Consider the following 23,010-nt stretch of genomic DNA (forward strand, 5'->3'; position numbering starts at 1 on the left):
ACAGAGGCGCGGATTCTAGGTTACTCAGATTTACCAAGACGCTAACTTGCTCGTACAGCTGTGCCACGCTTGCGACGCACACAAGCCAAAGCGAGACCTGAGAAAACCAGGCCAAACAAGGGCCAGAGCCCGCAAGCAGCCAGCCAGCGCGCATAAGGCGTGCTGCCGCTGCGGCCCTCGACCGAAGCCTCCAGCACCACGCTGCGCGCCGGCGGCGCGGCGGCGATGATGCGGCCGCGATGGTCCAGCACGGCGGTGGCGCCGGTATTGGTCGAGCGGATGAAGGGGCGCTGGAACTCCAGCGCGCGCATCTGCGAGAACTGCAGATGCTGGTCCTGCACCATCAAGGTGCCGAACCAGGCCAGATTGCTGACATTGACCAGCACGGTGGCCGCCTCGGGGCCGACAACGCTGCCGACAAAGTCTTCGCCGAACAGGTCTTCGTAGCAAATCAGCGGCCGCAGGCGCTGGCCGGCCACCGCGAAGGACCGCTGGTGCTGGCCGCGCGCCTGGTCGTCCATCGGAATGCCCATCGCGCGCACGAACCAGTGAAAGCCCGGCGGGATGAACTCGCCGAAGGGCAGCAGATGGCGCTTGCCATAGCTGTAGTTCGCATGCACGCCGATCGCGATCAGCGAGTTGACATAGCCTTCCTGCTCATTGCCCAGAAAGGTGCCCAGCAGCAGCGGCCGGCGCATCGCGCTGCGCTGCAGGCGCTGCAGATAGTCGGGGTCCAGATAGGCCAGCGGCAGCGGCGCGACCGACTCCGGCGTCACGACGATCTGGCCTTGCGAGGCCTCGATCTGCTGCGCCAGGCGGTCCAGATTGGCCTCCATCAGCGCGCGGTCGAACTTCTGATCCTGCGGCACATTGGGCTGCAGCAGCGAGACGCGCAGGCGGCCTGTGCTTTGGGTGAAGTCATGCGGCAAGATCTGACCCAGGGCCAGCAGACCCAGCACCACGGCGGCAGGCTGCCAGCTGTGCCGGCCCAGCGCGGCAAACGCGGCCGCACCGCCGGCCGCCAGCATCGTGATGCCGTAGACGCCGATCCACGGCGCCCAGTCGGCCAGCAGGCCGACGCTGTGCGCATAGCCGCTGGCGATCCAGGGGAAGCCGGTAAACAGCGTCGCCCGGCCCAGTTCGGCCAGCAGCCAGCACAGCGCCCAGGTCAGCGCATGCCAGCCGGGGCTGCCGCCCTTGCGCAGCCAGGCCGCCAGCGCCAGCGCGCCGGCGTAGTAGAGACTCAGAAAGGCCGCCAGCAGCAGCACCGCCAGCGCCGCCAGCAGCCAGGGGATATGGCCGAACTGGTGCATGCTGATGTGCAGCCACCACAGGCCGGAGGCCAGCCAGCTTATGCCGAAGGCCGCCCCCAGCGCCGCCGCGCGGCGCGGGCTGGCGCTCCAGGACAGATGGGCCAGCCAGGCCAGCGCCAGGATCTGCAGCCACCAGGCTTCCAGCGGGGCGAACGAGGCGGTGTGCAGCACACCGGCCGCCGCAGCGGCCAGCATTGCGTAGCGGCCCCGCATCAGCCGTCCAGGCTCTCGACGGGCGCGCGTGTGACCTTGAACCAGCGCACCGAGCCGCCGCGCGTCAGCATCACGGCAAAGCGCAGGCCGCCGATATCGACCGCCTCGCCGCGCCGCGGCACGCGGCCGTGCTCATGGGCGACCAGGCCGCCGATGGTGTCGAACTCGGCCTCGGGCAGGGTCACGGTGAAGGCCTCGTTGACGGCCGCGATCTCGGCGTCGCCGGCGACGCGCTGGCTGCCGTCGGCCAGGGTGTAGATGCTGGACTCGCCGTCCTTGTCGTCGAATTCGTCCTCGATCTCGCCAACGATCTCCTCCAGCACATCCTCGATCGTGATCAGGCCGGCGGTGTTGCCGAACTCGTCGATCACGATGGCCAGATGGTTGCGGTTGGAGCGGAAGTCGCGCAGCAGCTCGTTGAGGCCCTTGCTCTCGGGCACGAACACGGTCGGCCGCAGCAGCGCGCGCAGATTCAGTTCGGGCGAGCGCTGCATCTTCAGCAGGTCCTTGGCCAGCAGGATGCCGATGATGTTGTCGCGCTGGCCCTCGAAAACCGGGAAGCGCGAATGCCCGCCGCGTATCACCAGGCCCAGCAGTTCGTCATAGGGCGCCTCGATGTCCAGCAGGTCCATGCGCGGCGCGGCCACCATCACATCACCGGCGCTGAGCTCGGCCATGCGCAGCACGCCTTCCAGCATCTGGCGCGATTCGGGCTCGATCAGCTCGCGCTGCTCGGCATCGGCCAGCGTCTCTATCAGTTCGCTCTTGGAGTCGGGCCCGGGGTGGAGGAACTCCAGCAGGCGTATCAGCAGGCCGCGCGGCTCGGCTGCGGCAGTGGATTTGTGGCCCCCTCGATGAGAGGGCCGACTAGGCTGAGGCTCGGACACAGGTGCGTCGGGCAGTTGCAAGGCCCACAGAATAACCCATTGACATTGCACCCCTCTTGCACCACAGTCAGCCGCCCCCATATCCGGGGCTGCTTCCTCACTGCCCTCAGCGCGCCATCACCATGTCCCAAGGTCTCATCCCCGCCACCATACTGACCGGTTTTCTGGGCTCTGGAAAAACCACCCTGCTCAAGCGCATCCTGTCCGAGGCGCATGGCCAGAAGATCGCCGTGATCGAGAACGAGTTCGGCGAGGAGAACATCGACACCGACATCCTGGTGGCCGAGACGACCGAGCAGATCATCCAGATGAGCAATGGCTGCGTCTGCTGCACGATCCGCGAGGATCTGCGCACCACGCTGAGCGATCTGGCCGAGAAGCGCCGCAAGGGCGAGCTGGATTTCGAGCGCGTGGTCATCGAGACCACCGGCCTGGCCGACCCGGGCCCGGTGGCCCAGACCTTCTTCATGGATGACGAGATCGCCGAGAGCTATCTGCTCGACTCGATCCTGACCCTGGTCGACGCCAAGCATGCCGAGGAGCAGCTGAACAGCCGCCAGGAGGCACGCCGCCAGATCGGCTTCGCCGACCAGATCTTCATCAGCAAGTCCGACCTGGTCGAGCCGGCCGCGGTCGAGGCGTTGACGCACCGCATCAAGCATATGAACCCGCGCGCGCCGGTGCAGACCGCCCATTTCGGCGAGGTGGCGCTGGCCCAGGTCTTTGATCTGCGTGGCTTCAACCTGAATGCCAAGCTGGAGATCGACCCGGGCTTCCTGACGGTCGACGAGCACGACCACGATCACCACCATCATGACCACGAGCACGACGAGCATTGCGATCACCCGCACCACCATGCGCATGACGACGATGTGAAGTCTTTTGTGTTCCGCTCCGACAAGCCCTTCAACCCCGCCAAGCTGGAAGATTTCCTGGGCGCCATCGTGCAGGTCTACGGCCCCAAGATGCTGCGCTACAAGGGCGTGCTGAATATGAAGGGCACCGACAAGAAGGTGATCTTCCAGGGCGTGCACCAGCTGATGGGCTCGGACCTGGGCCCGAAATGGCTGCCGGGCGAGAAAAAGACGAGCAAAATGGTTTTCATCGGCATCGACCTGCCCAAGGACATCCTGATGCAAGGGCTGGAAGGTTGCCTGGCCTGAGCTCCCGAGGAGGTGTCAGCATGCTGGGGATTCATCGTGGCTACAATGCGCCCCGCCCGACCCCGGCGACATCGCCCCAGGAAAGCTGGTCAGCTTTGCCATCTAGCCCTTCAGAGCAGGTATAAAGCCCAGCAGTGAGGAGATTCAACGTGAGCAAGACCCCGGCCCCGAAACCCACCCCGACCACTGCCCCGGCAGACGAAGGGCGGCCGACCGTCAAGGCTGGCAAAAGCAGCCACAGCGGCAGCAGCGCGAAGGCCAAGGCCGCCGCACTGGATTCCTCCTCCTCCGCCTCGGTAGCCACACTCGAGGCGGCAGCACCACCCCTCGGCAGCAGCCGGTTTGCAGATCGTTTTGCGCCCCCGAAGCCGCCGACGCGACAAATGAGTACGCCCGTGATTGAAAGTCCCAAGAGCGCCGCCAAGGCCGACCCCAAACTCGTCAACGCCTGGAAGACCAAGGCCGGTCATGAACTGACCGACGCCGAGGTCATGGCCATGCCCGAAGCCGAGTACATGAACGACAAGCAGATCGAGTTCTTCCGCGCCAAGCTGACGGCGCTGAAGGACGGCGTGCTGTCGAACGCCGGCGAGACCACCGAGCATCTGCGCGAAGACACCTCCATCGTCCCCGATCCGGCCGACCGCGCCACCATCGAGGAAGAGCACGCGCTGGAGTTGCGCACCCGCGACCGCGAGCGCAAGCTGCTGAAAAAGATCATGCAGTCGCTGGCACGCCTGGATACCGGCGAGTACGGCTATTGCGACGAAACCGGCGAGCCCATCGGCCTGGGCCGGCTGATCGCCCGCCCGACCGCCAATCTGTCCCTGGAAGCCCAGCAGCGGCGTGAGCTGAAGCAGAAGATGTTCGGGGACTGAGCCCGTCCTGTCCTCTCACCACCCAGCCAAGGTCCGGCGCGCATGACAGAACCGAAAGACGGCGAGAGTTTCTTCCGCAAGGTCGCGCGCTTTGTGGCCAACCCGACGACCGACTGGGCGGAGATCAATTCGCGCCAGGACGACCCGGAGGGCGATCTCGCCAAGGCCGAGTTGCGCGCGATGGTGGAGCGCAAGCGCCGCAATGATTTCGTGCGCAAGCGCGAGCTCGACATGCTGCGCCGCGTGCGCCGCGAAGGGCTCAGCCCCGAGCAGCTCGCCGCCCTGGGCAGCAGCAGCTCGCGCATCGACGAGATCGAGCGCAGCAGCGACCTGAACTCCAAGATCGATCTGGGCGTCAAGGCCAAGATCGACGAGATCGAGCAGCAGATGGTCGGCGAGAGCTTCGCGCCGACCCAGATCGCCGGCAACCATCCGCCGGGCTTTTTCGAGACCAGCACCCGGCCGGTGCATTTCTCCGCCACCACGACCACCGCGCCGCCGCCGGCGCGCGTCAGCCAGTTCGCGACGCCCGAGGAGGTCGAGCGACTCGAATCGGTGCCGCCGCCGGCCGCTGCCGTGATGGGCGCGGGCCTGCCGCCGCTGTCCGATGCCAAGCCCAGCGTGCTGCCCTCGCTGCAGCCGCTGAGCTTCAGCAATGACAGCCGCTCCTTCGCACTGCCGCCCACTGCGGCGCCAGCGCCGCTGAGTTTCCGCGCGGTCGAGCCGGTAGCCGTGGCAGTCAACGAGATGGTGCACGACCCCGAGCTTGACGAGATGGTGATCGCCTTTGCGAACGCCGACTACGCAAGCTGCGAGCAGGGCCTGACGGCCCTGATCAGGCCCGGTGGGTCGCGCCATCAGCATGCCGAAACCTGGCTGGTCGCCTTCGATCTCTACCGGGCCACCGCCCAGCAGGCCAAGTTCGAGTCGCTGGCGCTGGACTATGTGCATCTGTTCGGCCTGTCGCCGCCGCAGTGGTTTTCGCTGCCCAAGCTGGTGGCCGAAGGGCTCAGCAAGGAACGTGCGCCCATGGGCTCGGCCGGCGGCGTCTGCTGGGCCGCCCCCGAGTATCTGGATGCCGAGTCGGTGGCCCAGCTGCAAAAGCGCTGCGAAAACCTGCCCATGCCCTGGGTGCTGGACTGGGCCGCGCTGCGCCGCCTCGACACCGAGGGCTGTGCCAGGCTGCGCGAGCTGTTCAGGCGCTGGGCCGGCCAGCAGGTCGATATGCGCTGGCTGGCCGGCGATCAGTTCCTGCAGCAGCTGCGCGAGCTGGCACCGGTCGGCGCCCGCGATGTCGACCCGGCCATCTGGATGCTGCGCCTGGAAACCTTGCGTCTGGTCAACCGGCCCGACCAGTTCGACGAGGCCGCGATCGATTACTGCGTGACCTACGAGGTCTCGCCGCCATCCTGGGAGCGTGCGGTCTGCCGGGTGCGGGTCAGCGGACTGACCCTGTCCACCAGCAGCCCGCCCAGCAGCAATGCCCATCCCGATTCGGCCGCGGTGACTACCAGCTTCCTCGAATCGACCATCACCGAACAGGCCCGCATGCCCTCGGCCGTGCAGCTGGAGCTGTCCGGCCAGCTCAGCGGCGACATCAGCGAGACCCTGCAGCTGATGACGGCCGAGCTGGGCGCGGCCAGCCTGGTGACGATTGCCTGCCCCAAGCTGATACGGCTGGACTTCATGGCGGCCGGCGATCTGCTGAACTGGGTGCTGAGCCGGCGCAGCGAGAACCGCGCCGTGGTGTTCAGCGAGGCCCACCGCCTGGTGGCGCTGTTCTTCGGCGCGATGGGGATCAACGAGCACGCCAAGGTCAAGGTCCGCCAGGCCTGATCTCGCCCTTTGCCCAGGCCTGGTGTTGAACCCGGCCCCGGCGCCCCTATCTGGAGTCCTTATGGACCAACAACAACATCCCGTTTATCACGGCACGACCATCGTCAGCGTGCGCCGCGGCAATCAGGTCGCCATCGGCGGCGACGGCCAAGTGACCCTGGGCCACATCATCGTCAAGGCCAGCGCCCGCAAGGTGCGCAAGTTGCACCACGACAAGGTGCTGGCCGGTTTTGCCGGCGCCACCGCCGACGCTTTCACGCTGTTCGAGCGCTTCGAGGCCAAGCTGGAGAAGCACCAGGGGCATCTGGTGCGTGCCGCCGTCGAGCTGACGCGCGACTGGCGCACCGACCGCGTGCTGCGCCGGCTCGAAGCCATGCTGGCCGTCGCCGATCGCACAGCCTCGCTGATCATCACCGGCAACGGCGATGTATTGGAACCCGAGCAGGGCATCGTCGCGATCGGCTCGGGCGGTGCCTATGCCCAGGCCGCCGCCAAGGCGCTGCTGAACCACAGCGAGCTGAGCGCCGCCGACATCGTCAAGCAGTCGCTGGTGATCGCCGGCGAGATCTGCATCTACACCAATCTGAATCACACGATAGAGATCCTGGAATGAGCAGCATGACCCCCCAGGAGATCGTCTCCGAACTGGACCGCCACATCGTCGGCCAGAACGCCGCCAAGCGCGCTGTCGCGATCGCGATGCGCAACCGCTGGCGCCGCCAGCAGGTCGACGAGAAGCTGCGTGGCGAGATCACGCCCAAGAACATCCTGATGATCGGCCCCACCGGCGTCGGCAAGACCGAGATTGCGCGCCGCCTGGCCAAGCTGGCCGATGCGCCCTTCATCAAGGTCGAGGCCACCAAGTTCACCGAGGTTGGCTATGTCGGCAAGGATGTGGACTCCATCATCCGTGACCTGGTCGATATGGCGATCAAGCAGGAGCGCGAGCTGCAGATGCGGCGCCAGCGCACCCGTGCCGAGGACGCCGCCGAGGACCGCGTGCTGGACATCCTGGTACCCGGCAGCGAGCCGGACAACAGCACCCGCCAGGTGATGCGCAAGCGCCTGCGCGAAGGGCTGATGGACGACAAGGACATCGAGGTCGACCTGCTCGACGCCAAGCCGACGATGGAGATCCTCGGGCCTATGGGCGGCCAGGGCATGGAAGAGATGGCCGAGCAGCTCAAGGGCATGTTCTCGCAGCTGGGCGCCGGCAAGCGCAAGACCCGCAAGCTCAAGATCGCCGAGGCGATCAAGCTGCTGGTCGAGGAAGAGGCCGCCAAGCTGCTCAACGAGGACGAGATCAAGGCCGCCGCCCTCAGCAAGGCGCAGGAGAACGGCATCGTCTTCATCGACGAGATCGACAAGGTGGCCAGCCGCGCCGAGCATGGCGGCGCCGATGTCTCGCGCCAGGGCGTGCAGCGCGACCTGCTGCCCCTGGTCGAGGGCACGACGGTCAACACCAAGTACGGCATGGTCAAGACCGACCACATCCTCTTCATCGCCTCCGGCGCCTTTCATCTGAGCAAGCCCAGCGACCTGATCCCCGAGCTGCAGGGCCGCTTCCCGATCCGCGTTGAGCTTGGGTCGCTGTCGGTGGAGGACTTCGAGGCCATCCTGAAAAGCACCCATGCCAGCCTGGTCAAGCAGTACCAGGCCCTGCTGGCCACCGAAGGGCTGACGCTGGAGCTCAGCGACGACGGCATTCGCCGCCTCGCCCAGATCGCCTACGAGGTCAACGAACGCACCGAAAATATCGGCGCGCGCCGCCTGGCCACCGTGATGGAGCGCCTGCTCGACGAGATCAGCTTCGATGCCCACAAGCTCGCCGGCCAGACCGTCACGCTGGACGGCGCGGCGGTGGACGCCAAGCTGGGCGAGCTGGCGCGTAACGAGGACCTGAGCCGCTTCATTCTCTGACGAGCCGGCGCCCCGGCTCCAGCCGGCCAGCAGCATCACCCGGCCGGGTTCCGGCACCGGCGCTGCCCTGATGAAGCTGGCGCCGCCATCGGCCGTGAAGCCGAAGCGGCGGAACTCTGACCGCGTCATTGCTCAACCCGCAGTCAAGACCTGGGGGGCCGATGGGATCGGCATGCGCGGGACGGCAGTGCCGTTCCGCCCGCGCCGCGCCGCAGCCAACACAGCCAGCCCCAGCAGCATCAGCCCATAGGTCTCTGGCTCCGGCACCACCGGCATGACACTAACCTGAACCGTATACCTGTCCGCGAACTCAGGGGCGACGGTGATGATGGGGTCGATGTAGCCGGCCACGCTCCAAGACACCTCGGCGTACTGATGGTGAAACGTGTTGTTGTTGTAGTACCTCTCGTTCGTGGTGACTTGCAGCGATATTCGGTTCTGCGCATTGGGCTTCGCAAGAATCTCAAACGAATCTTCGAACTTCGCCGTGCCGGATGCCGTGTAGTCCAGCCTCGTCTGATTTATGGCTGGTGGGGCCACATGCTCGACACCCCAGTTATAGCCCCCCATTTGCAGACCAGCCGTCCGCTGATCGACGGCATTGCCTTTCGTGGTGGTGTAGAAGTTCGCCATCATCGCGATTTGCACGAATCCAGGAGTCAGGTTGTAGCGGTCCTTGATGTACGGAAGCATCCAGTACTCGTATGCCCAATTGCCTAGATAGCTCACGGTCACCGGGACCTCAGCGTCGGCAACGGCGCCGTCTTTTGCCACGACGGTCCAGTGATAGCGCAGGCTGGCCTCAGCGAATGGCTCGGCGACTCTTGCGTTAGAGGTACTGGCCGCGAAGGAGATGAAAGGCGTGCCTTGACTGTCCGTCCCGATGAGGGTGCTGACGTTGCCAACTCCCGCGATAGTGTTAAGGCCAAAATCCGACGAGCGGCTGGTCATTCCCCCATTGATCCCGATAAAAGAGTAGGCGGTTGCCCCCTCCAAGCCGTAGGCCGGTACGGTGGCAGCCAGGACAAGCGCTGCCAATAGCAGGTTCTTCATGTGAATTCTCCAAATGTCGAATCAGACAGGCAGTCTGCGCACCCTCGGCCAGCCCTGGTCACGCTGACGTTTCCACGGTGTCTAACCTCGGGGGCCACTCACCACAGACGAGGGCGTGCTAGAAAAGGTCGCGGCGCCGCCTCTGCACGACGCCGGCCACGGCCATCAAGCCTGCCAGCATGAGCGCAAGTGAACCGGGCTCAGGCACCGAGCTGACCGGGTAGCCATACACCCCGGGGGACAGCTCAGTGAGGAACCCAGAGGTCGAAGTCAGCGTCGTGCCAGTCGGCACGGCGATACCCGTGAATGAAGCCGTGTTGAAGAAATCAACAACGCTCTCCCGTATCCTGTCGTTGGTAGCCGCCCCGATCTGGAGCATGCTGCGAAACTCATACTCGCCCGCCGGCAGATACGGCCTCAAGGTAATGTCCCAAACTTCGGGACCGCCAATACGCAACTGTTCAGGTTGATTTGAGTTCCCACCCGTCTGCCGACCGTTCTTGTCTAGCCACATGGAGACATCGATTGTTTTCTCACGGGTCTGAGAGTCGTGCGTGTAGAACTCGGCCATCTTCTTGCCATCCGATACACGGAAAACACCAAAATCATAGAGTGCAGCACCGGAACCATAGCTCAGCGGAACATCGATCGGAATCAAGGGCACGGTACCGTCCAGATGAATCTGGACGGCTACCTCTGCATCTTGGCTGATCACGAAGCTGTCCTTCCACAAGGAAATGACCGTGGAGGATGCGCTTGCGCCCAATGCGCTAGCCCAGGCCCGATTGGTGCCGATCGCGGACTCCGCGAGGCCGCGCGCCGCCGACCCGGGGGTAGTGCTGGACAAGTCCAGCGTCTCATCGCTGGCGAACTGAAATTCATACTGAATGTCCTCGCTGACACCGCCGGCGCGAGTTCGCACCCCGACAGCCCAGGACGTACCGGGCGTGTACTGCCAAGCTTGGAACTCAGGAAATGCTCCGGGGTTGTAGGACAAGCCTGCGGCGGCTGAGGTCGAAAAGGTCGCAAGAAGGCAGATTGCTGCGAGGACTTGGCCTCCTGCGGCTGCAAGCAGGCTAAGCCGCCGCCAAGCAGCCCGAACAACTGAGAAACCGTGAACCTCGTAGGCAAGGTACTGCTGAACCAGGGCCGTGTCTTGCTCGTTCGCGTCTTGAGATGCCATCACCGCTCCCTGATCAATTGACTAGCTGCCAAAGTGGAATCGCCCCGGGAATAGAGAAGGCCCCTTCGATTGAGAATGGAGCCATGAGGAAGTCCCCGAAGTTCCCCCCAGAAGTTGTTGAACGCTCAGTGCGCATGGTCTGGGAGTCCCATGGAAACCATTGTTCGCACGCGCCAGGGCCTGTGAAATAGTGCAAATGCATCACCTTCCCCAAAACAGGCGACGCGATGAACCAGCCGATTCCGTCCGACTTCAGCGAGCTCCTGCTGCGGCTTTACCGGCTGTCCCATGAGGCACCGATCGAGGCCTTCCAGGACCGGTCGCTGGCGTTGCTCAAGCGCTTGCTTCCTTTTGACTCATCCATGTCCGGCAGCGCCACGGCCACCCCGGCCGGGATCGACATCCACACCATCCATCTGCACCAGACCGGGCCGGAGATGCTCCGAGCTTATGAGCAGGTCAAACACATCGACGATGCGGCCGAGTCCGTGCTGGGACAGCCACGCGTGACCCGCCGCTTCCACGCGCGCAGCCGCTGGGGCGCCGGCGACAAGCGCGAGTTCGGCGACTTCCTGCAGCGCTTCGGCCACGAGAACATCTTCATCACCGCGAGCAACGATGCGCGCACGGGTCTGGTGCAGTGGATCAGCCTGTACCGCAAGGACCCGCATCAGCACTGCGGCGAGGACGAACGCCTGCTGCTGGCGCAGCTGGCACCGCACATGATGCAGGCCCTGGCCTTCAATCGCGCCCGCCATCTGCAGCAGATCGGACAGGCAACGGACGGCGGGGTGCGCGCCGGCGGCCTGGCCGATCTGCGCGGCGTCCTGACCCACGGCGACGCACAATTCACCCGCCTCATCGAGGCGGAGTGGCCGGACTGGTCGGGCGTGCGACTGCCCCGGCCTCTGCTCGACAGTTTCTATGCCGGCGAGCGCGAATTCCGCGGCCGATGCATTGCGCTGCGCAGCCATGTGGAGCACGGCATGCTGTTTATGCGCGCACGCGCGCTCTGCCTGGCCGACCAGCTGAGCCCGCGCGAGCGGCTGATCGCCTCGATGGTGGCACGCGGCTACACCCACAAGGAGATCGCGAAGGATCTGCAACGCTCGCCGGCCACCATCCGAAACCAGATCCAGTCGGTCTACGACAAGCTGCAGGCTGGCAACGTCGCGATGCTGATCGCCGAACTACGCCTGGCAGCCTGACCGGGGTGGCGTGCTAAAGCGCCAGCCGGTGCGCCTGCAGCGTCAGAATCCCGTCGAAGATCAGGCTTTCGATCAGCTCATGCTCGATGTCCAGCGCCGGTGAGACCTTCCAGCCGGCACCGCCGGTCATCAGGGTCAGCGGCTCGTGGCCGGCACGTTGCTTCAGGTGGCGGTGCATGCGCTCGATGGCGCCGGTGATCGCGTAGTTGCCGCCACTGGTCAGCGCGTCCGAGGTATTGGTCGGGAACTCGCGCACCTCGCCGGTCGGCACGCGCAGGCCGGCCGTGCCACCCTCCAGCGCGCGCAGCATGATGCCGTGGCCGGGCAGGATCAGGCCGCCGAGGAAGTGGCCCTCGGCGTCGATCGCATCCACCGTGACGGCCGTGCCCACCATCACCACCAGCGCGGCCCGGGCCGGGCCGCGCGCCAGCACATGGTGGCGGCCGCCGATCAGCGCGACGAAACGGTCGGTGCCGAGGCGGCCGGGGTGGTCATAGCCATTCGTGATACCGCCCGCATGGGCCGATGACACGACCCAGCGCGGCTCGATATCCCACAGCTCCAGCTGCTCCTCGACCCGGCGGCGCACCGCGTCGCCGGCCACATTGCAGCCCAGCACGCTGTGCGGCTGCGGCAGCTCGCGCCATTCGGCTTCGGCCAGCCGGTCGATATTCTCCAGGAACACCGCGCCATGGGCCAGCAGCACCGCGCCGGGCTGGGGCGAGGCGTAGAGCGCCCACTTGAGACGGGTGTTGCCGATGTCGATGGCCAGAAAGCTCATGGCGGAATGGGAGGGGTTGGTCCGGTGCAGGCGCCAGCCTAACAGAGCGCATAGTGCTCAAGATCCAAACAGGGGCGCCGATAAGGACCGATAGGGCATGGCCTTGCCGTGGCCCCGGACGACAACAAGGAGACCGTGCCGCATGAAGTCCCTCTCGATCGCTACCAAGCTGTGGCTGCCCGTCATCGCGCTGGCGGCCACGGTGCTGCTGATGACGGTGGCCTCGGCCACCCGCACCGCCAAGCTGCAGGCCCAGGCCCAGCAGACCCAGCAGGCCCAGCAACGCAAGTTCGAGCTGGCGCTGCGCTGGCGCGGCCTGACCGAGGCCAATGCCGCCCGCGCTGCGGCGGGGCTGCTGAGCAGCGACGGCGCCGTGGCCACCACCTTCAAGCCCCAGATCGATGCCACCACGGCCACGATCTCCGAGATGCAGAAGGAGCTGGAGGCCCTGGCCACCTCGGATGAGGAGAAGGCCGCGATGGCCCGAATCGCCGACACCCGCAAGGCCTATATCGCGAGCCGCAACGAGGCCGGCAAGCTCAAGACCGAGGGCCAGGCCGAGGCCTCGGTGGCGGCACTGCAGGGCAAGATGCTGCCGGCCATCGCGACCTATCTGGACGCCCAGGCCGACTTCGTCAAGCTGCAGCAGCAGCGCTCCGACGCGCTGCGCGAGCAGGCCGGCGCCGAGCGCATGCGCACGGTCTGGATCGTCGCGCTGGTAATGGGCCTGATCGTGCTGGGCCTGGCGATCGCGACCTTCTATCTGGTGCGCTCGATCTCGACGCCGCTGCGCGAGCTGGTTGGCCAGGCCGAACGCATCGGCCAGGGGGACCTGAGCCAGCGCATCGCCGCGCAGCCGCGGGCCGACGAGATCGGCGATCTGCAGCGCGCGCTGGGTGCGATGCGCGAGGCGCTGAACCGCGTCGTCGGCGAGGTGCGCCACAGCGCTGACAGCATCCAGACCGCCAGCCGCGAGATCGCCACCGGCAACACCGACCTGAGCCAGCGCACCGAGCAGACCGCGTCGAATCTGCAGCAGGCCGCCAGCTCGATGAGCCAGCTGACCGGCACCGTGCGCCAGAGCGCCGACGCCGCCAGCACCGCCAACCAGCTGGCCCACAGCGCCGCCCAGGTGGCGCAGCGCGGCGGCACCGTGGTGGGCCAGGTGGTGGCCACGATGGACGAGATCAATAGCAGCTCGAAGAAGATTGCCGACATCATCGGCGTGATCGACGGCATCGCCTTCCAGACCAATATCCTCGCCCTGAATGCGGCCGTCGAAGCGGCCCGGGCCGGCGAGCAGGGCCGCGGTTTCGCGGTGGTGGCCAGCGAGGTGCGTTCGCTCGCGCAGCGCAGCGCCGAGGCCGCACGCGAGATCAAAGGCCTGATCGGCAGCAGTGTCGACAAGGTCGAGACCGGCGCCCGGCTGGTGCAGGACGCCGGCAGCACGATGGACGAGATCGTCGCCAGCGTGAAACGTGTCACCGACATCATTGCCGAGATCAGCGCCAGCACCGTCGAGCAGAGCCAGGGCATTGGCACGGTCAATGCTTCGGTCGGTCAGCTCGATCAGATGACGCAGCAGAATGCCGCGCTGGTGGAAGAAAGCGCGGCAGCGGCCGAGTCGCTGAGCGAGCAGGCGCTGAAGCTGGCCGAGCTGGTCAGCAGTTTCAAGCTCTGAGTTTCTCCCCCAGCTTTCAAAGGTCCCCCTCGATGTTGCGCAATTTCAAGATCCGCCCCCGCCTGCTGCTGGGTTTCGGCCTGCTGGTGTTGATGACCGCCCTGCTGGTGGCCATTGGCGGCTTCGGCATGCATGTGGCCCAGCAAGGCCTGGCCGGCATCACCCAGCAGCTGATCCCGGTCAACAATGCCACCGTGGCGGCGCGCAGCAAGCTGCTGGAAAGCCAGGCCGCCACCGCGACCATGGTGGCCTCGATCTTCCAGGACACCGAGACCAAGGCCGCGAAGGCCGCCTGGGACAAGGCCCAGCAGGGGCTGGATCAGGCGATGGCGGACTTTGGCAAGCTCGCCGCCACCCAGGAGTCGCAGGACAATCTGCAGCGCTTTCGTGGCCATATCGACATCTATCGCAAGGCGGTCGCGCCGGTGGCTGCTCAGCTGCTGGCCAGCGGCTATGCCGACGCCCAGGAAGCCCAGGCGGCGATGAAGGCTGCCGATGCCGGCTATCAGCCGGCCGCCGCGATGCTGGCCGATATCGAGGCCACTTTGAACAAGACCGCCGAGGCGGTGTTCAGCAAGGTCGACGGCATGGTGCAGAGCATCTTTGTCGGCTTTCTGCTGGCCTTTGCGGTTTTTGTCGCGGTGGCCCTGCTGCTGGCCTGGCGCATCGCGCTGTCCATCGTCGCGCCGCTGACCGAGGCGCAGCAGGTGGCCAGCCGCATCGCCGCCGGCGACCTCGGGCGCGCACCGGCCGCCCAGGGCCGCGATGAAGCCAGCGCGATGATGGCCGCGCTGGGCCAGATGCAGCAGTCGCTGGCCGATATCGTCGGCCAGGTGCGCCAGGCCTCGGAAAGCATCCAGGTGGCCAGCAGCGAGGTGGCCAGCGGCAATCTGGACCTGTCGACCCGCACCGAGCACACCGCCTCGAATCTGCAGCAAAGCGCCAGCGCGATGAGCGAGCTCAGCGGCACCATCGGCCACAGCGCCAGCGCCGCCGCCACCGCCAAGCAGCTGGCCGGCAGCGCCGCCGAGGTCGCGCAGCGCGGCGGCGCCGTGGTCGGCCAGGTGGTCGCAACGATGGACGAGATCAACAGCAGCTCGAAGAAAATTGCCGACATCATCGGCGTGATCGACGGCATCGCCTTCCAGACCAATATCCTCGCTTTGAATGCGGCGGTCGAAGCGGCCCGCGCCGGCGAACAGGGCCGCGGTTTCGCGGTGGTGGCCGCCGAGGTGCGCAGCCTGGCGCAGCGCAGCGCCCAGGCCGCACGCGAGATCAAGGGCCTGATCGGGGCCAGCGTCGACAAGGTCGAGACCGGCGCCCGGCTGGTGCAGGACGCCGGCAGCACGATGGACGAGATCGTCTCCAGCGTCGGCCGGGTCAGCGACATCATCAGCGAGATCAGCAGCGCCGCCAGCGAGCAAAGCGGCGGTATCGCCCGCATCAGCGGCGCGGTCGGCGAGCTCGACCAGATGACGCAGCAGAACGCGGCCCTGGTCGAGGAAAGCGCCGCCGCCGCCGCCTCACTGCAGGATCAGGCGGTGAAGCTGGCGGGACTGATGAGCAGATTCAGGTTGGGATGAGGCCGGGGCGGGGCTCAACTGCGATCAGCGAGCCTGTTCAGCCGAAGGCCTGAGCCTCGCCAACGATCTGCCGCGGCACGACCGCCGCCAGATCGACCACCTCCCCGATCACCAGAATCGCCGGGCTGCCTAGCCCTTGCGCGCGTATCGTCTCGACCAGTTCGTCCAGGGTCGTCAGCGCCTCGCGCTGCCGCTCGGTATGCGCCGCAGAGATCACCGCCGCCGGCATGTCGCCGCGCATGCCGGCCGCGCGCAGCTGGGCCACGATGTCGGCGCAACGGGCCACGCCCATATAGATCACCAGGGTCAGGCCGCTCCTGGCCAGCGCCGCCCAGTCGGGCGCGCGGCCACCGTCGCCGCTGCCCTCAGCGCTATGGCCAGTCACCAGGGCCACGCCCGGCGTGCAGCGCCGGTCGGTCACCGGGATGCCGATGCTGGCCGGCCCGGCCAGGCCGGCGGTCAGGCCGTTGACGATCTCGACCTCCAGGCCGGCGGCGCGCAAGGCGTCGACCTCCTCGCCGCCACGGCCGAAGACAAAGGGATCGCCGCCCTTCAGCCGCACGACGCGCGCGCCGCTGCGCGCCTCGCGGATCATCAGCTCGTGGATGAAGCGCTGCTCGGTCGACACGCAGCCGCCCCGCTTGCCGACCTTCAGCACCCGGCAGTGGGGCGCCAGCAGCGCCAGCACGCGGGCATCGACCAGATCATCGACCAGCACGACATCGGCCGCCTGCAGGCGTTTGAGCGCCTTGACGGTCAGCAGCTCGGGGTCGCCGGGGCCGGCACCGACAAGGGCGATGGGAAAGCTCGGGGTGGTGTTCATGCTGTCAGCTCGCAGGGAGTGGCATCGACCAGCCGGCGCAAGGCCGGCAGGCAGGAACCGCATTGGGTGCCGCAGCGCAGCGCGCCCTGCAGGGCGCGCAGACGCTCGGCCGGATCGGCGCCGGCGCATTGCGCCAGCTGGCCCCGGATGCGGGCTTCGGAGACATCGAAACAGTTGCAGACCTGCGGGCTGCGTGGGGCCAGGTCTTGCGCCGGGCCGGCCTCGGGGGCCAGCAGGCGGCGGCCATGCGGCGCCACCGCAGCGGCCTCGCGCCACAGCGCCTGCAGCCAGGCGCCCTCGCCCGCCTCGCCGACGCGCAGCAGCCCATGCAGGGTCTGGCCGCCGTCATCGAGCTTGAGCAGCCGGGCACGGCCGCGTCGCGTGTCGGCATAACGCAGCACCGACGCCCCCCGCAAGCCCAGCGCGGCGGCGAAGCGCTCGATCAGCGCCGGCAGCAGCGGCGAGGCGCTGGCGCCCTCGAAACTCCAGCCCTGGCGCCCCTCGGGGCCGGCGACCGGCACGCAGTGCCCGTAGTCCAGCTCGCCCAGCAGCGCGCGCAGCGCCGCGCCGGCCTGTTCGTCCCAGACCGCAGCCGAGAGCCGCCAGGGCAGCTCCAGGCGCTGGATGTCGACGGCGGCGAACTTCAGCTCGGGCTGGCGCGAGTCGGGGCAGAAGGCCGGCTGGGTGATCGCATTGATGCCCAGCAAGACCTGGCCCTCGCTGCCTTCACTGTCGCGGCCGGAGACGAACTCCTGGCCCCAGCTCATCGCCACATAGGCCTGGGCCGGCGCGATCGCGGCATCGCCCAGCAGCGGCAGGGTCAGCGCGCCACGGGCCGAGCGCACACGCACCAGATCGCCGTCCTTCAGGCCGCGTCGCGGCATGTCCTGCGGGTTCATGCGCAGCAGCGGTGTGCCCTCGTGCCCGAACAGCCGGGGCACGACGCCGCTGCGGCTCATGCCGTGCCACTGGTCGCGCAGGCGGCCGGTGCTCAGCACAAAGGGATGTTTCGCATCGGGGCGCTCGCGCGCCGGCTTGAAGGGCTGGCTGATGAAGCGGGCGCGGCCGTCGGGCGTGGCAAAGCGCCGGTCCTGGTAGAGCCGGGCCTGACCGGCGCCGGCGCCCTCGGGGAAGGGCCATTGCTGCGGGCCGGCGCTATCCAGCAGGCCGTAGCTGAGGCCGGTGATGTCGAGGTCGCGGCCGCGCGTGGCCTCGCGGTGCTCCAGCCACAGCTGCTCGGGCCGCTCGTAGCCAAAGCGGCGCGGTGCGCCCAGGCGTTTTTCCAGCAGCTGCGCAACGTCGCGGACGATCTCCCAGTCGGCGCGCGCGCTGCCGGGCGGTGGCACGGCGGCGCGCACCCGGCTGATGCGGCGCTCGCTGTTCGTCACCGTGCCCTCCTTCTCGCCCCAGGTGGCGGCGGGCAACAGCACATCGGCATAGGCGGCGGTGGCGGTATCGGCAAAAGCCTCCTGCAGTATCACCAGCTCGCAGCGCTCCAGCGCCCGGCGCACCAGGGCCTGATCTGGCAGTGACTGGGCCGGATTGGTGCAGGCGATCCACAAGGCCCGGATCTCGCCCCGCGCGGCGGCCTCGAACAGCTCGATGGCGGTCTTGCCGGGCGTCTCGGGCAGCGCGTCGACCTGCCAGAGCCTGGCGATCTCGGCCCGGTGGGCCGCGTTGGCGGGATCGCGGTGGCCGGGCAGCAAGGTGGCCATGCCGCCGGTCTCGCGTCCGCCCATCGCATTGGGCTGGCCGGTCAGCGAGAAGGGGCCGGCGCCGGGCCGGCCGATCTGGCCGGTGGCCAGATGCAGATTGATCAACGCGGTGTTCTTGGCCGTGCCGCTGGTGCTCTGGTTCAGGCCCATGCAGTAGAGCGACAGGCTGGCCGGCGACTGGGCGAACCACTGCGCGGCCTGCAGCAGATCGGCTTCCTGGATGCCGCAGATCCTGGCGGCGGCGGCGGGCGTCATCGCCCGCACCAGAGCCTTGAGCTCGGCAAAGCCTTCGGTATGGGCGGCGATGAAGCCCTGGTCTATCCAGCCCTCCCAGATGCAGGCGTGCAGCAGGCCCTGGAACAGCGCGACATCGCTGCCCGGCTGGATCTGCAGATGCAGGTCGGCGAACTCGGCGCTCTCGGTGCGCCGCGGGTCGACGACGATGATCTTCATCTGCGGCCGCTTCAGCCGTGCATCCTCGATGCGGCGAAACAGGATGGGGTGGGCCCAAGCCGGGTTGGCGCCGGCGATGAAGAGGCAGTCGCTCTGCTCCAGGTCTTCGTAGCAGGCCGGCGGCGCGTCGGCGCCCAGGCTTTGCTTGTAGCCGACCACGGCCGAACTCATGCACAGGCGCGAGTTGCTGTCGATATTGTTGGTGCCGATCAGCGCGCGGGCCAGCTTGTTGAAGGCGTGATAGTCCTCGGTCAGCAGCTGGCCGGAGATGTAGAAGCCGATCGCATCGGGGCCGTGTTCGGCGCGGATCGCGGCAAGCCGCTCGGCGATATGCGTATTGGCCTGGGTCCAGCCGACGGCCTCGGCCGCCGTCCCTCGCACGGCGCGCAGGGCCGGCTGCAAGAGGCGCCGGGTCTGCAGCACCATGGGCGTGGCGGTCAGGTGCAGGGTCGACCCCTTGCTGCACAGGCGGCCGAAGTTGGCCGGGTGATCGGGATCGCCGCGCACGCCGGTGATCTGCGTGCCCTGGCTCTCTATGATCACGCCGCAGCCGACGCCGCAGTAGGGGCAGGTGCTGCGCGTCTCTTGCCTCATGATCTCAGCAGGCCCGTGTGCAGGGGCCGGCCTTGACCGGCGCCAGTTCGATGGCCAGCGTGTCCAGCTCGGTCCGGTTCAGCAAGACCTGGCCCCCTTCGATGCGGACGCTGAAGCGGGGCGTGCTGCCCTCGTCGGGCTCACGCGCGCAACCGGTATCCAGCGCAATGGTCCAGTTGTGCAGCGGGCAGGCCACGGCTTTGCCGAACACGATGCCCTGGCTCAGCGGCCCGGCCTTGTGCGGGCAGCGGTCCAGCAGAGCGTAGACCTGATCGTCGGCGGTGCGAAACAGCGCCACTTGCGGCCCCTGGGCGCGCTGCACGCGGCGCGAGCCCAGCACCGGGATGTCGGTCAGGGCACAGATTTCTTTCCAGATGTCGCTCATCGCTCAAGCTCCTTGCAGCGCGTCGAACTGACGCAGATCGACCTTGGCCTTGTCGAAGTCGAACCAGGGGTCGGGCTCGCCATCGAGCGCGTGCTGCAGCTCGGCCCACAGCGTGCGGCGCAGTTCGTGGTCGTCGAGGATCTTGGCCTTCACATAGTCCAGGCCCACGCGGCTGACGTAGTGCACGGTGCGCTCCAGATACCAACCCTCCTTGCGGTAGAGCTGCATGAAGGCGCCGGTGTACTCCAGCACCTCGGCGGCGGTCTTGAGCTTGGTGAAGAAGTGCGCCACCTCGGTCTTGATGCCGCCGTTGCCGGCCACATACATCTCCCAGCCGGAGTCCACGCCGATGATGCCGACGTCCTTGATGCCCGCCTCCGCACAGTTGCGCGGGCAGCCCGACACCGCGAACTTGACCTTGTGCGGCGCATACATGCGCCACATCGCGCGCTCCAGATCCTTGCCCATCTGCGTCGAGTCCTGCGTGCCCATGCGGCACCACTCGGAGCCCACGCAGGTCTTCACGGTGCGCAGCGCCTTTGCATAGGCGTGGCCCGAGGGCATGCCGATGTCCTTCCAGACATGGACCAGGTCTTCCTTCTTCACGCCCAGCAGGTCGATGCGCTGGCCGCCGGTGACCTTGACGGTGGGGATCTGGTACTTGTCCACCGCGTCGGCGATGCGGCGCAGCTCCGAGCTCGTCGTCTCGCCGCCCCACATGCGCGGGATCACCGAGTACGTGCCATCCTTCTGGATATTGGCGTGGGCGCGCTCGTTGATGAAGCGGCTTTGCGGATCGTCCTGCGCTTGCTTGGGCCAGGACGAGATCAGGTAGTAGTTCAGCGCCGGGCGGCAGGTCGAACAGCCGTTGGGTGTCTTCCAGGCCAGCGCCTTGTAGACGGCGTCGAGACTGGTCAGGTGCTGGTCAAAGATCGCGTCGCGCACGTCCTGGTGGCTCAGCTCGGTGCAGCCGCAGATCGCCTTCTTCTTTGGCGTGGCCGAGTAGTCGCCGCCGGCGGTGAACATCAGCAGCTGTTCGACCAGGCCGGTGCAGGAGCCGCAGGAGGCGCTGGCTTTCGTGTGCTTGCGCACCTCCTCCAGTGTGAACAGGCCCTTGTCCTTGATGGCCTTGCAGATCGTCCCCTTGGTGACGCCGTTGCAGCCGCAAACCTCGTCACTGTCGGCCATCGCGGCCGCCTTGTTGTGGCCCTGGTGGCCCACATCGCCGATATTGCTCTCGCCGAACATCAGCTTGTCGCGAATGTCGTGGATCTTGCGGCCCTCGCGCAGCAGCTTGAAATACCAGCTGCCGTCGACCGTGTCGCCGTAGAGGCAGGCGCCGACCAGCTTGTCGTCCTTGATCACCAGCTTCTTGTAGACGCCGGCGAAGGGGTCACTCATCACGACCTCCTCGAAGCCCTCGCCCCCCATGAAATCGCCGGCAGAAAACAGATCGATGCCGGTGACCTTGAGCTTGGTCGATGTCTGGCTGCCCAGATAGCGGCCGATGCCGAACTGGGCCAGATGCGTGGCGCAAACCTTGCCCTGCTCGAACAGCGGCGCGACCAGGCCGTAGGCGATGCCGCGATGCGCCGCGCATTCGCCAACCGAGTAGATGCGCGGATCGGTCACCGTCTGCATCGTGTCGCTGACGACGATGCCGCGGCTGCAGTGGATGCCGGCGGACTCGGCCAGCGCGGTATTGGGTCGGATGCCGGCGGCCATCACGACCAGGTCGGCCGGGATCTCCTGGCCGTCTTTGAACTGCACGGCCATCACCCGGCCGTCCTTGCCGCCGATCAGCGCTTTCGTCTGCGCGCCCAGCATGAACCTCAGGCCGCGCGCCTGCAGCGACTTGCGCAGCAGCTCGCCGGCCTGGTCGTCGAGCTGGCGCTCCATCAGCCAGTCGCCGATATGCACGACAGTGACCTGCATGCCGCGCAGCATCAGGCCGTTGGCCGCCTCCAGGCCCAGGAGGCCGCCACCGATCACGACGGCGTGCTGGTACTTGGTCGCCGCGTCAATCATCTCGTTGGTGTCGGCGATATCGCGGTAGGCGATCACGCCATCCAGCTCCTTGCCGGGCACCGGCAGGATGAAGGGGCTGGAGCCGGTGGCGATCAGCAGGCGGTCGTACTCGGCTTCGGTGCCATCCTCGGCGATCACCTTGCGGCGGATGCGATCGATCTGCGTGACGGTCTTGCCCAGGTGCAGGGTGATGCCCTGCTCGGCATACCAGGACAGCGGATTCAGGATGATCTCGGCTATCGTCTGTTCGCCGGCCAGCACCGGGCTCAAGAGGATGCGGTTGTAGTTGGGATGCGGCTCGGCACCGAACACCGTGATGTCATAGAGATCGGGGGCGATCTTCAGCAGCTCTTCCAGCGTGCGCACACCGGCCATGCCGTTGCCCACCATCACCAGCTTCAATTTCTTGTCGTTCATCATCACAGCAGCTCCAGGCTGAGCGCCGCCCCGCCCAGCCCCAACGGAGCTAGCGAGCAGCAGGCACCACGAAAAATCAATCAGGCGGCTTTTTTCTCGACCGGCGCGGCGTGGCGCGTGTAGAGGAAGTCGATCACCGCCTTGCGCGCATGCACATAGACCGGGTCCTCGACCAGCTCGACCCGGCTGCGCGGGCGCGGGATGTCGACGGCATAGATCTCGCCGATGGTGGCAGCGGGCCCATTGGTCATCATCACGATGCGGTCGGAGAGCAGCACGGCCTCGTCGACATCGTGGGTCACCATCACCACGGTGCTGTGCGTGCGCGCGACGATCTTCAAGAGCTCGTCCTGCAGATGGGCGCGGGTCAGCGCATCAAGCGCGCCGAAGGGCTCGTCCATCAAGAGCACCTTGGGCTCCATCGCCAGCGCGCGGGCGATGCCGACGCGCTGCTTCATGCCGCCCGAGATCTCGTGCGGACGCTTGAACATCGCATGGCTCATGCCCACCAGGTCCAGCGCCGCATCGGTGCGCTCGGCCAGTTGACGCTTCAGCTCGCGGCCGCCGAACACCGACTCGACGCCCAGATAGACGTTCTCGAAGCAGGTCAGCCAGGGCAGCAGCGAATGGTTCTGGAACACCACCGCGCGCTCCGGGCCGGGCTCGGTGATCTCGCGGTTGTCGCACAGCAGCACGCCGGACGTGGGCCGCAGCAGGCCGGCGATCAGGTTCAGCAAGGTGCTCTTGCCGCAGCCCGAATGGCCGATCAAGGTGATGAACTCGCCCTTCTGGACCTGCAGATGGATGTCGCGCAGCGCGTGGAACTGGCCCTTGCGGGTGTTGAACACCATCTCGGCCGACTGCACTTCGATAAAGGCCTTGTTTGCACTCATGAT

At 66.9% G+C, this 23,010-nt stretch carries 18 protein-coding genes; 8 read left to right on the forward strand and 10 right to left on the reverse strand.

What is annotated here, in order from left to right:
* Nucleotides 1-41: 41 nt before the first annotated feature.
* Nucleotides 42-1,526, reverse strand: coding sequence for an apolipoprotein N-acyltransferase (gene lnt, locus O5M90_RS12260; protein WP_269841273.1), 1,485 nt, complete (start codon nucleotides 1,524-1,526; stop codon nucleotides 42-44).
* Nucleotides 1,526-2,413 (reverse strand): HlyC/CorC family transporter, encoded by an 888-nt coding sequence (locus O5M90_RS12265; RefSeq protein ID WP_262970257.1) that lies wholly within the window; start codon nucleotides 2,411-2,413, stop codon nucleotides 1,526-1,528. Before O5M90_RS12265 ends, lnt begins: the two co-directional genes overlap by 1 nt.
* Before the next feature lie 122 nt (nucleotides 2,414-2,535).
* On the opposite strand from O5M90_RS12265, the gene O5M90_RS12270 reads away from it, so the two are divergent.
* The 5 genes from O5M90_RS12270 to hslU all read left to right on the forward strand — a co-directional run bounded on the left by O5M90_RS12270 (nucleotide 2,536) and on the right by hslU (nucleotide 8,210).
* Nucleotides 2,536-3,576 (forward strand): CobW family GTP-binding protein, encoded by a 1,041-nt coding sequence (locus tag O5M90_RS12270; protein WP_137943579.1) that lies wholly within the window; start codon nucleotides 2,536-2,538, stop codon nucleotides 3,574-3,576.
* Nucleotides 3,577-3,725: 149 nt separating this feature from the next.
* Nucleotides 3,726-4,454 carry an RNA polymerase-binding protein DksA gene (gene dksA / locus O5M90_RS12275; protein ID WP_269841274.1) on the forward strand — a complete coding sequence of 243 codons (729 nt, stop codon included), beginning with the start codon at nucleotides 3,726-3,728 and terminating at the stop codon, nucleotides 4,452-4,454.
* A 42-nt stretch (nucleotides 4,455-4,496) separates the two neighbouring features.
* Complete coding sequence (locus O5M90_RS12280; RefSeq protein WP_137944842.1) at nucleotides 4,497-6,290, forward strand: hypothetical protein; 1,794 nt, start codon at nucleotides 4,497-4,499, stop codon at nucleotides 6,288-6,290.
* Between the two features lie 61 nt (nucleotides 6,291-6,351).
* Complete coding sequence (gene hslV / locus O5M90_RS12285; protein ID WP_262970260.1) at nucleotides 6,352-6,903, forward strand: ATP-dependent protease subunit HslV; 552 nt, start codon at nucleotides 6,352-6,354, stop codon at nucleotides 6,901-6,903.
* Entirely contained in the window at nucleotides 6,900-8,210 is a 1,311-nt protein-coding gene (gene hslU / locus O5M90_RS12290; protein WP_269841275.1) for an ATP-dependent protease ATPase subunit HslU, read from the forward strand. Before hslV ends, hslU begins: the two co-directional genes overlap by 4 nt.
* A gap of 132 nt (nucleotides 8,211-8,342) precedes the next feature.
* Here hslU and O5M90_RS12295 read toward each other — a convergent pair whose 3' ends face one another.
* Nucleotides 8,343-9,263: a PEP-CTERM sorting domain-containing protein gene (locus O5M90_RS12295; protein ID WP_269841276.1), complete on the reverse strand. Its 921-nt coding sequence runs from the start codon at nucleotides 9,261-9,263 to the stop codon at nucleotides 8,343-8,345.
* 118 nt (nucleotides 9,264-9,381) lie between these two features.
* Nucleotides 9,382-10,446, reverse strand: coding sequence for a PEP-CTERM sorting domain-containing protein (locus tag O5M90_RS12300; RefSeq protein ID WP_269841277.1), 1,065 nt, complete (start codon nucleotides 10,444-10,446; stop codon nucleotides 9,382-9,384).
* Nucleotides 10,447-10,673: 227 nt separating this feature from the next.
* Between O5M90_RS12300 and O5M90_RS12305 the strand changes: the two genes are divergently transcribed.
* The gene (locus tag O5M90_RS12305) at nucleotides 10,674-11,654 is read left to right on the forward strand and encodes a helix-turn-helix transcriptional regulator (RefSeq protein WP_269841278.1); all 981 of its coding nucleotides are present in this window, start codon (nucleotides 10,674-10,676) and stop codon (nucleotides 11,652-11,654) included.
* Nucleotides 11,655-11,667: 13 nt separating this feature from the next.
* On the opposite strand, the gene O5M90_RS12310 is transcribed toward O5M90_RS12305, so the two are convergent.
* On the reverse strand, nucleotides 11,668-12,435 hold the full coding sequence (locus O5M90_RS12310; protein WP_262970262.1) for a type III pantothenate kinase: 768 nt from the start codon (nucleotides 12,433-12,435) through the stop codon (nucleotides 11,668-11,670).
* A gap of 142 nt (nucleotides 12,436-12,577) precedes the next feature.
* On the opposite strand from O5M90_RS12310, the gene O5M90_RS12315 reads away from it, so the two are divergent.
* Together O5M90_RS12315 and O5M90_RS12320 are read left to right on the forward strand one after the other, a co-directional pair.
* The gene (locus O5M90_RS12315; RefSeq protein WP_171018408.1) at nucleotides 12,578-14,116 is read left to right on the forward strand and encodes a methyl-accepting chemotaxis protein; all 1,539 of its coding nucleotides are present in this window, start codon (nucleotides 12,578-12,580) and stop codon (nucleotides 14,114-14,116) included.
* 32 nt (nucleotides 14,117-14,148) lie between these two features.
* Entirely contained in the window at nucleotides 14,149-15,699 is a 1,551-nt protein-coding gene (locus O5M90_RS12320; protein WP_269841279.1) for a methyl-accepting chemotaxis protein, read from the forward strand.
* A 37-nt stretch (nucleotides 15,700-15,736) separates the two neighbouring features.
* On the opposite strand, the gene cobA is transcribed toward O5M90_RS12320, so the two are convergent.
* The 5 genes from cobA to O5M90_RS12345 all read right to left on the reverse strand — a co-directional run bounded on the left by cobA (nucleotide 15,737) and on the right by O5M90_RS12345 (nucleotide 23,007).
* Nucleotides 15,737-16,522: a uroporphyrinogen-III C-methyltransferase gene (gene cobA / locus O5M90_RS12325; RefSeq protein WP_262970263.1), complete on the reverse strand. Its 786-nt coding sequence runs from the start codon at nucleotides 16,520-16,522 to the stop codon at nucleotides 15,737-15,739.
* Nucleotides 16,519-19,284: a nitrate reductase gene (locus O5M90_RS12330; protein ID WP_269841280.1), complete on the reverse strand. Its 2,766-nt coding sequence runs from the start codon at nucleotides 19,282-19,284 to the stop codon at nucleotides 16,519-16,521. The genes cobA and O5M90_RS12330 overlap by 4 nt, the downstream gene beginning before the upstream one ends.
* 4 nt (nucleotides 19,285-19,288) lie before the next feature.
* A complete protein-coding gene (gene nirD, locus O5M90_RS12335; RefSeq protein WP_262970265.1) occupies nucleotides 19,289-19,669 on the reverse strand; it encodes a nitrite reductase small subunit NirD in 381 nt (126 codons plus the stop codon).
* Between the two features lie 3 nt (nucleotides 19,670-19,672).
* Nucleotides 19,673-22,114, reverse strand: coding sequence for a nitrite reductase large subunit NirB (gene nirB, locus O5M90_RS12340; RefSeq protein WP_440402055.1), 2,442 nt, complete (start codon nucleotides 22,112-22,114; stop codon nucleotides 19,673-19,675).
* An 80-nt stretch (nucleotides 22,115-22,194) separates the two neighbouring features.
* Nucleotides 22,195-23,007 (reverse strand): ABC transporter ATP-binding protein, encoded by an 813-nt coding sequence (locus O5M90_RS12345; protein ID WP_137944832.1) that lies wholly within the window; start codon nucleotides 23,005-23,007, stop codon nucleotides 22,195-22,197.
* Nucleotides 23,008-23,010: the final 3 nt, after the last annotated feature.

It is taken from the genome of Paucibacter sp. M5-1 (assembly GCF_027498415.2).
Lineage (GTDB): Bacteria > Pseudomonadota > Gammaproteobacteria > Burkholderiales > Burkholderiaceae_C > Roseateles_E.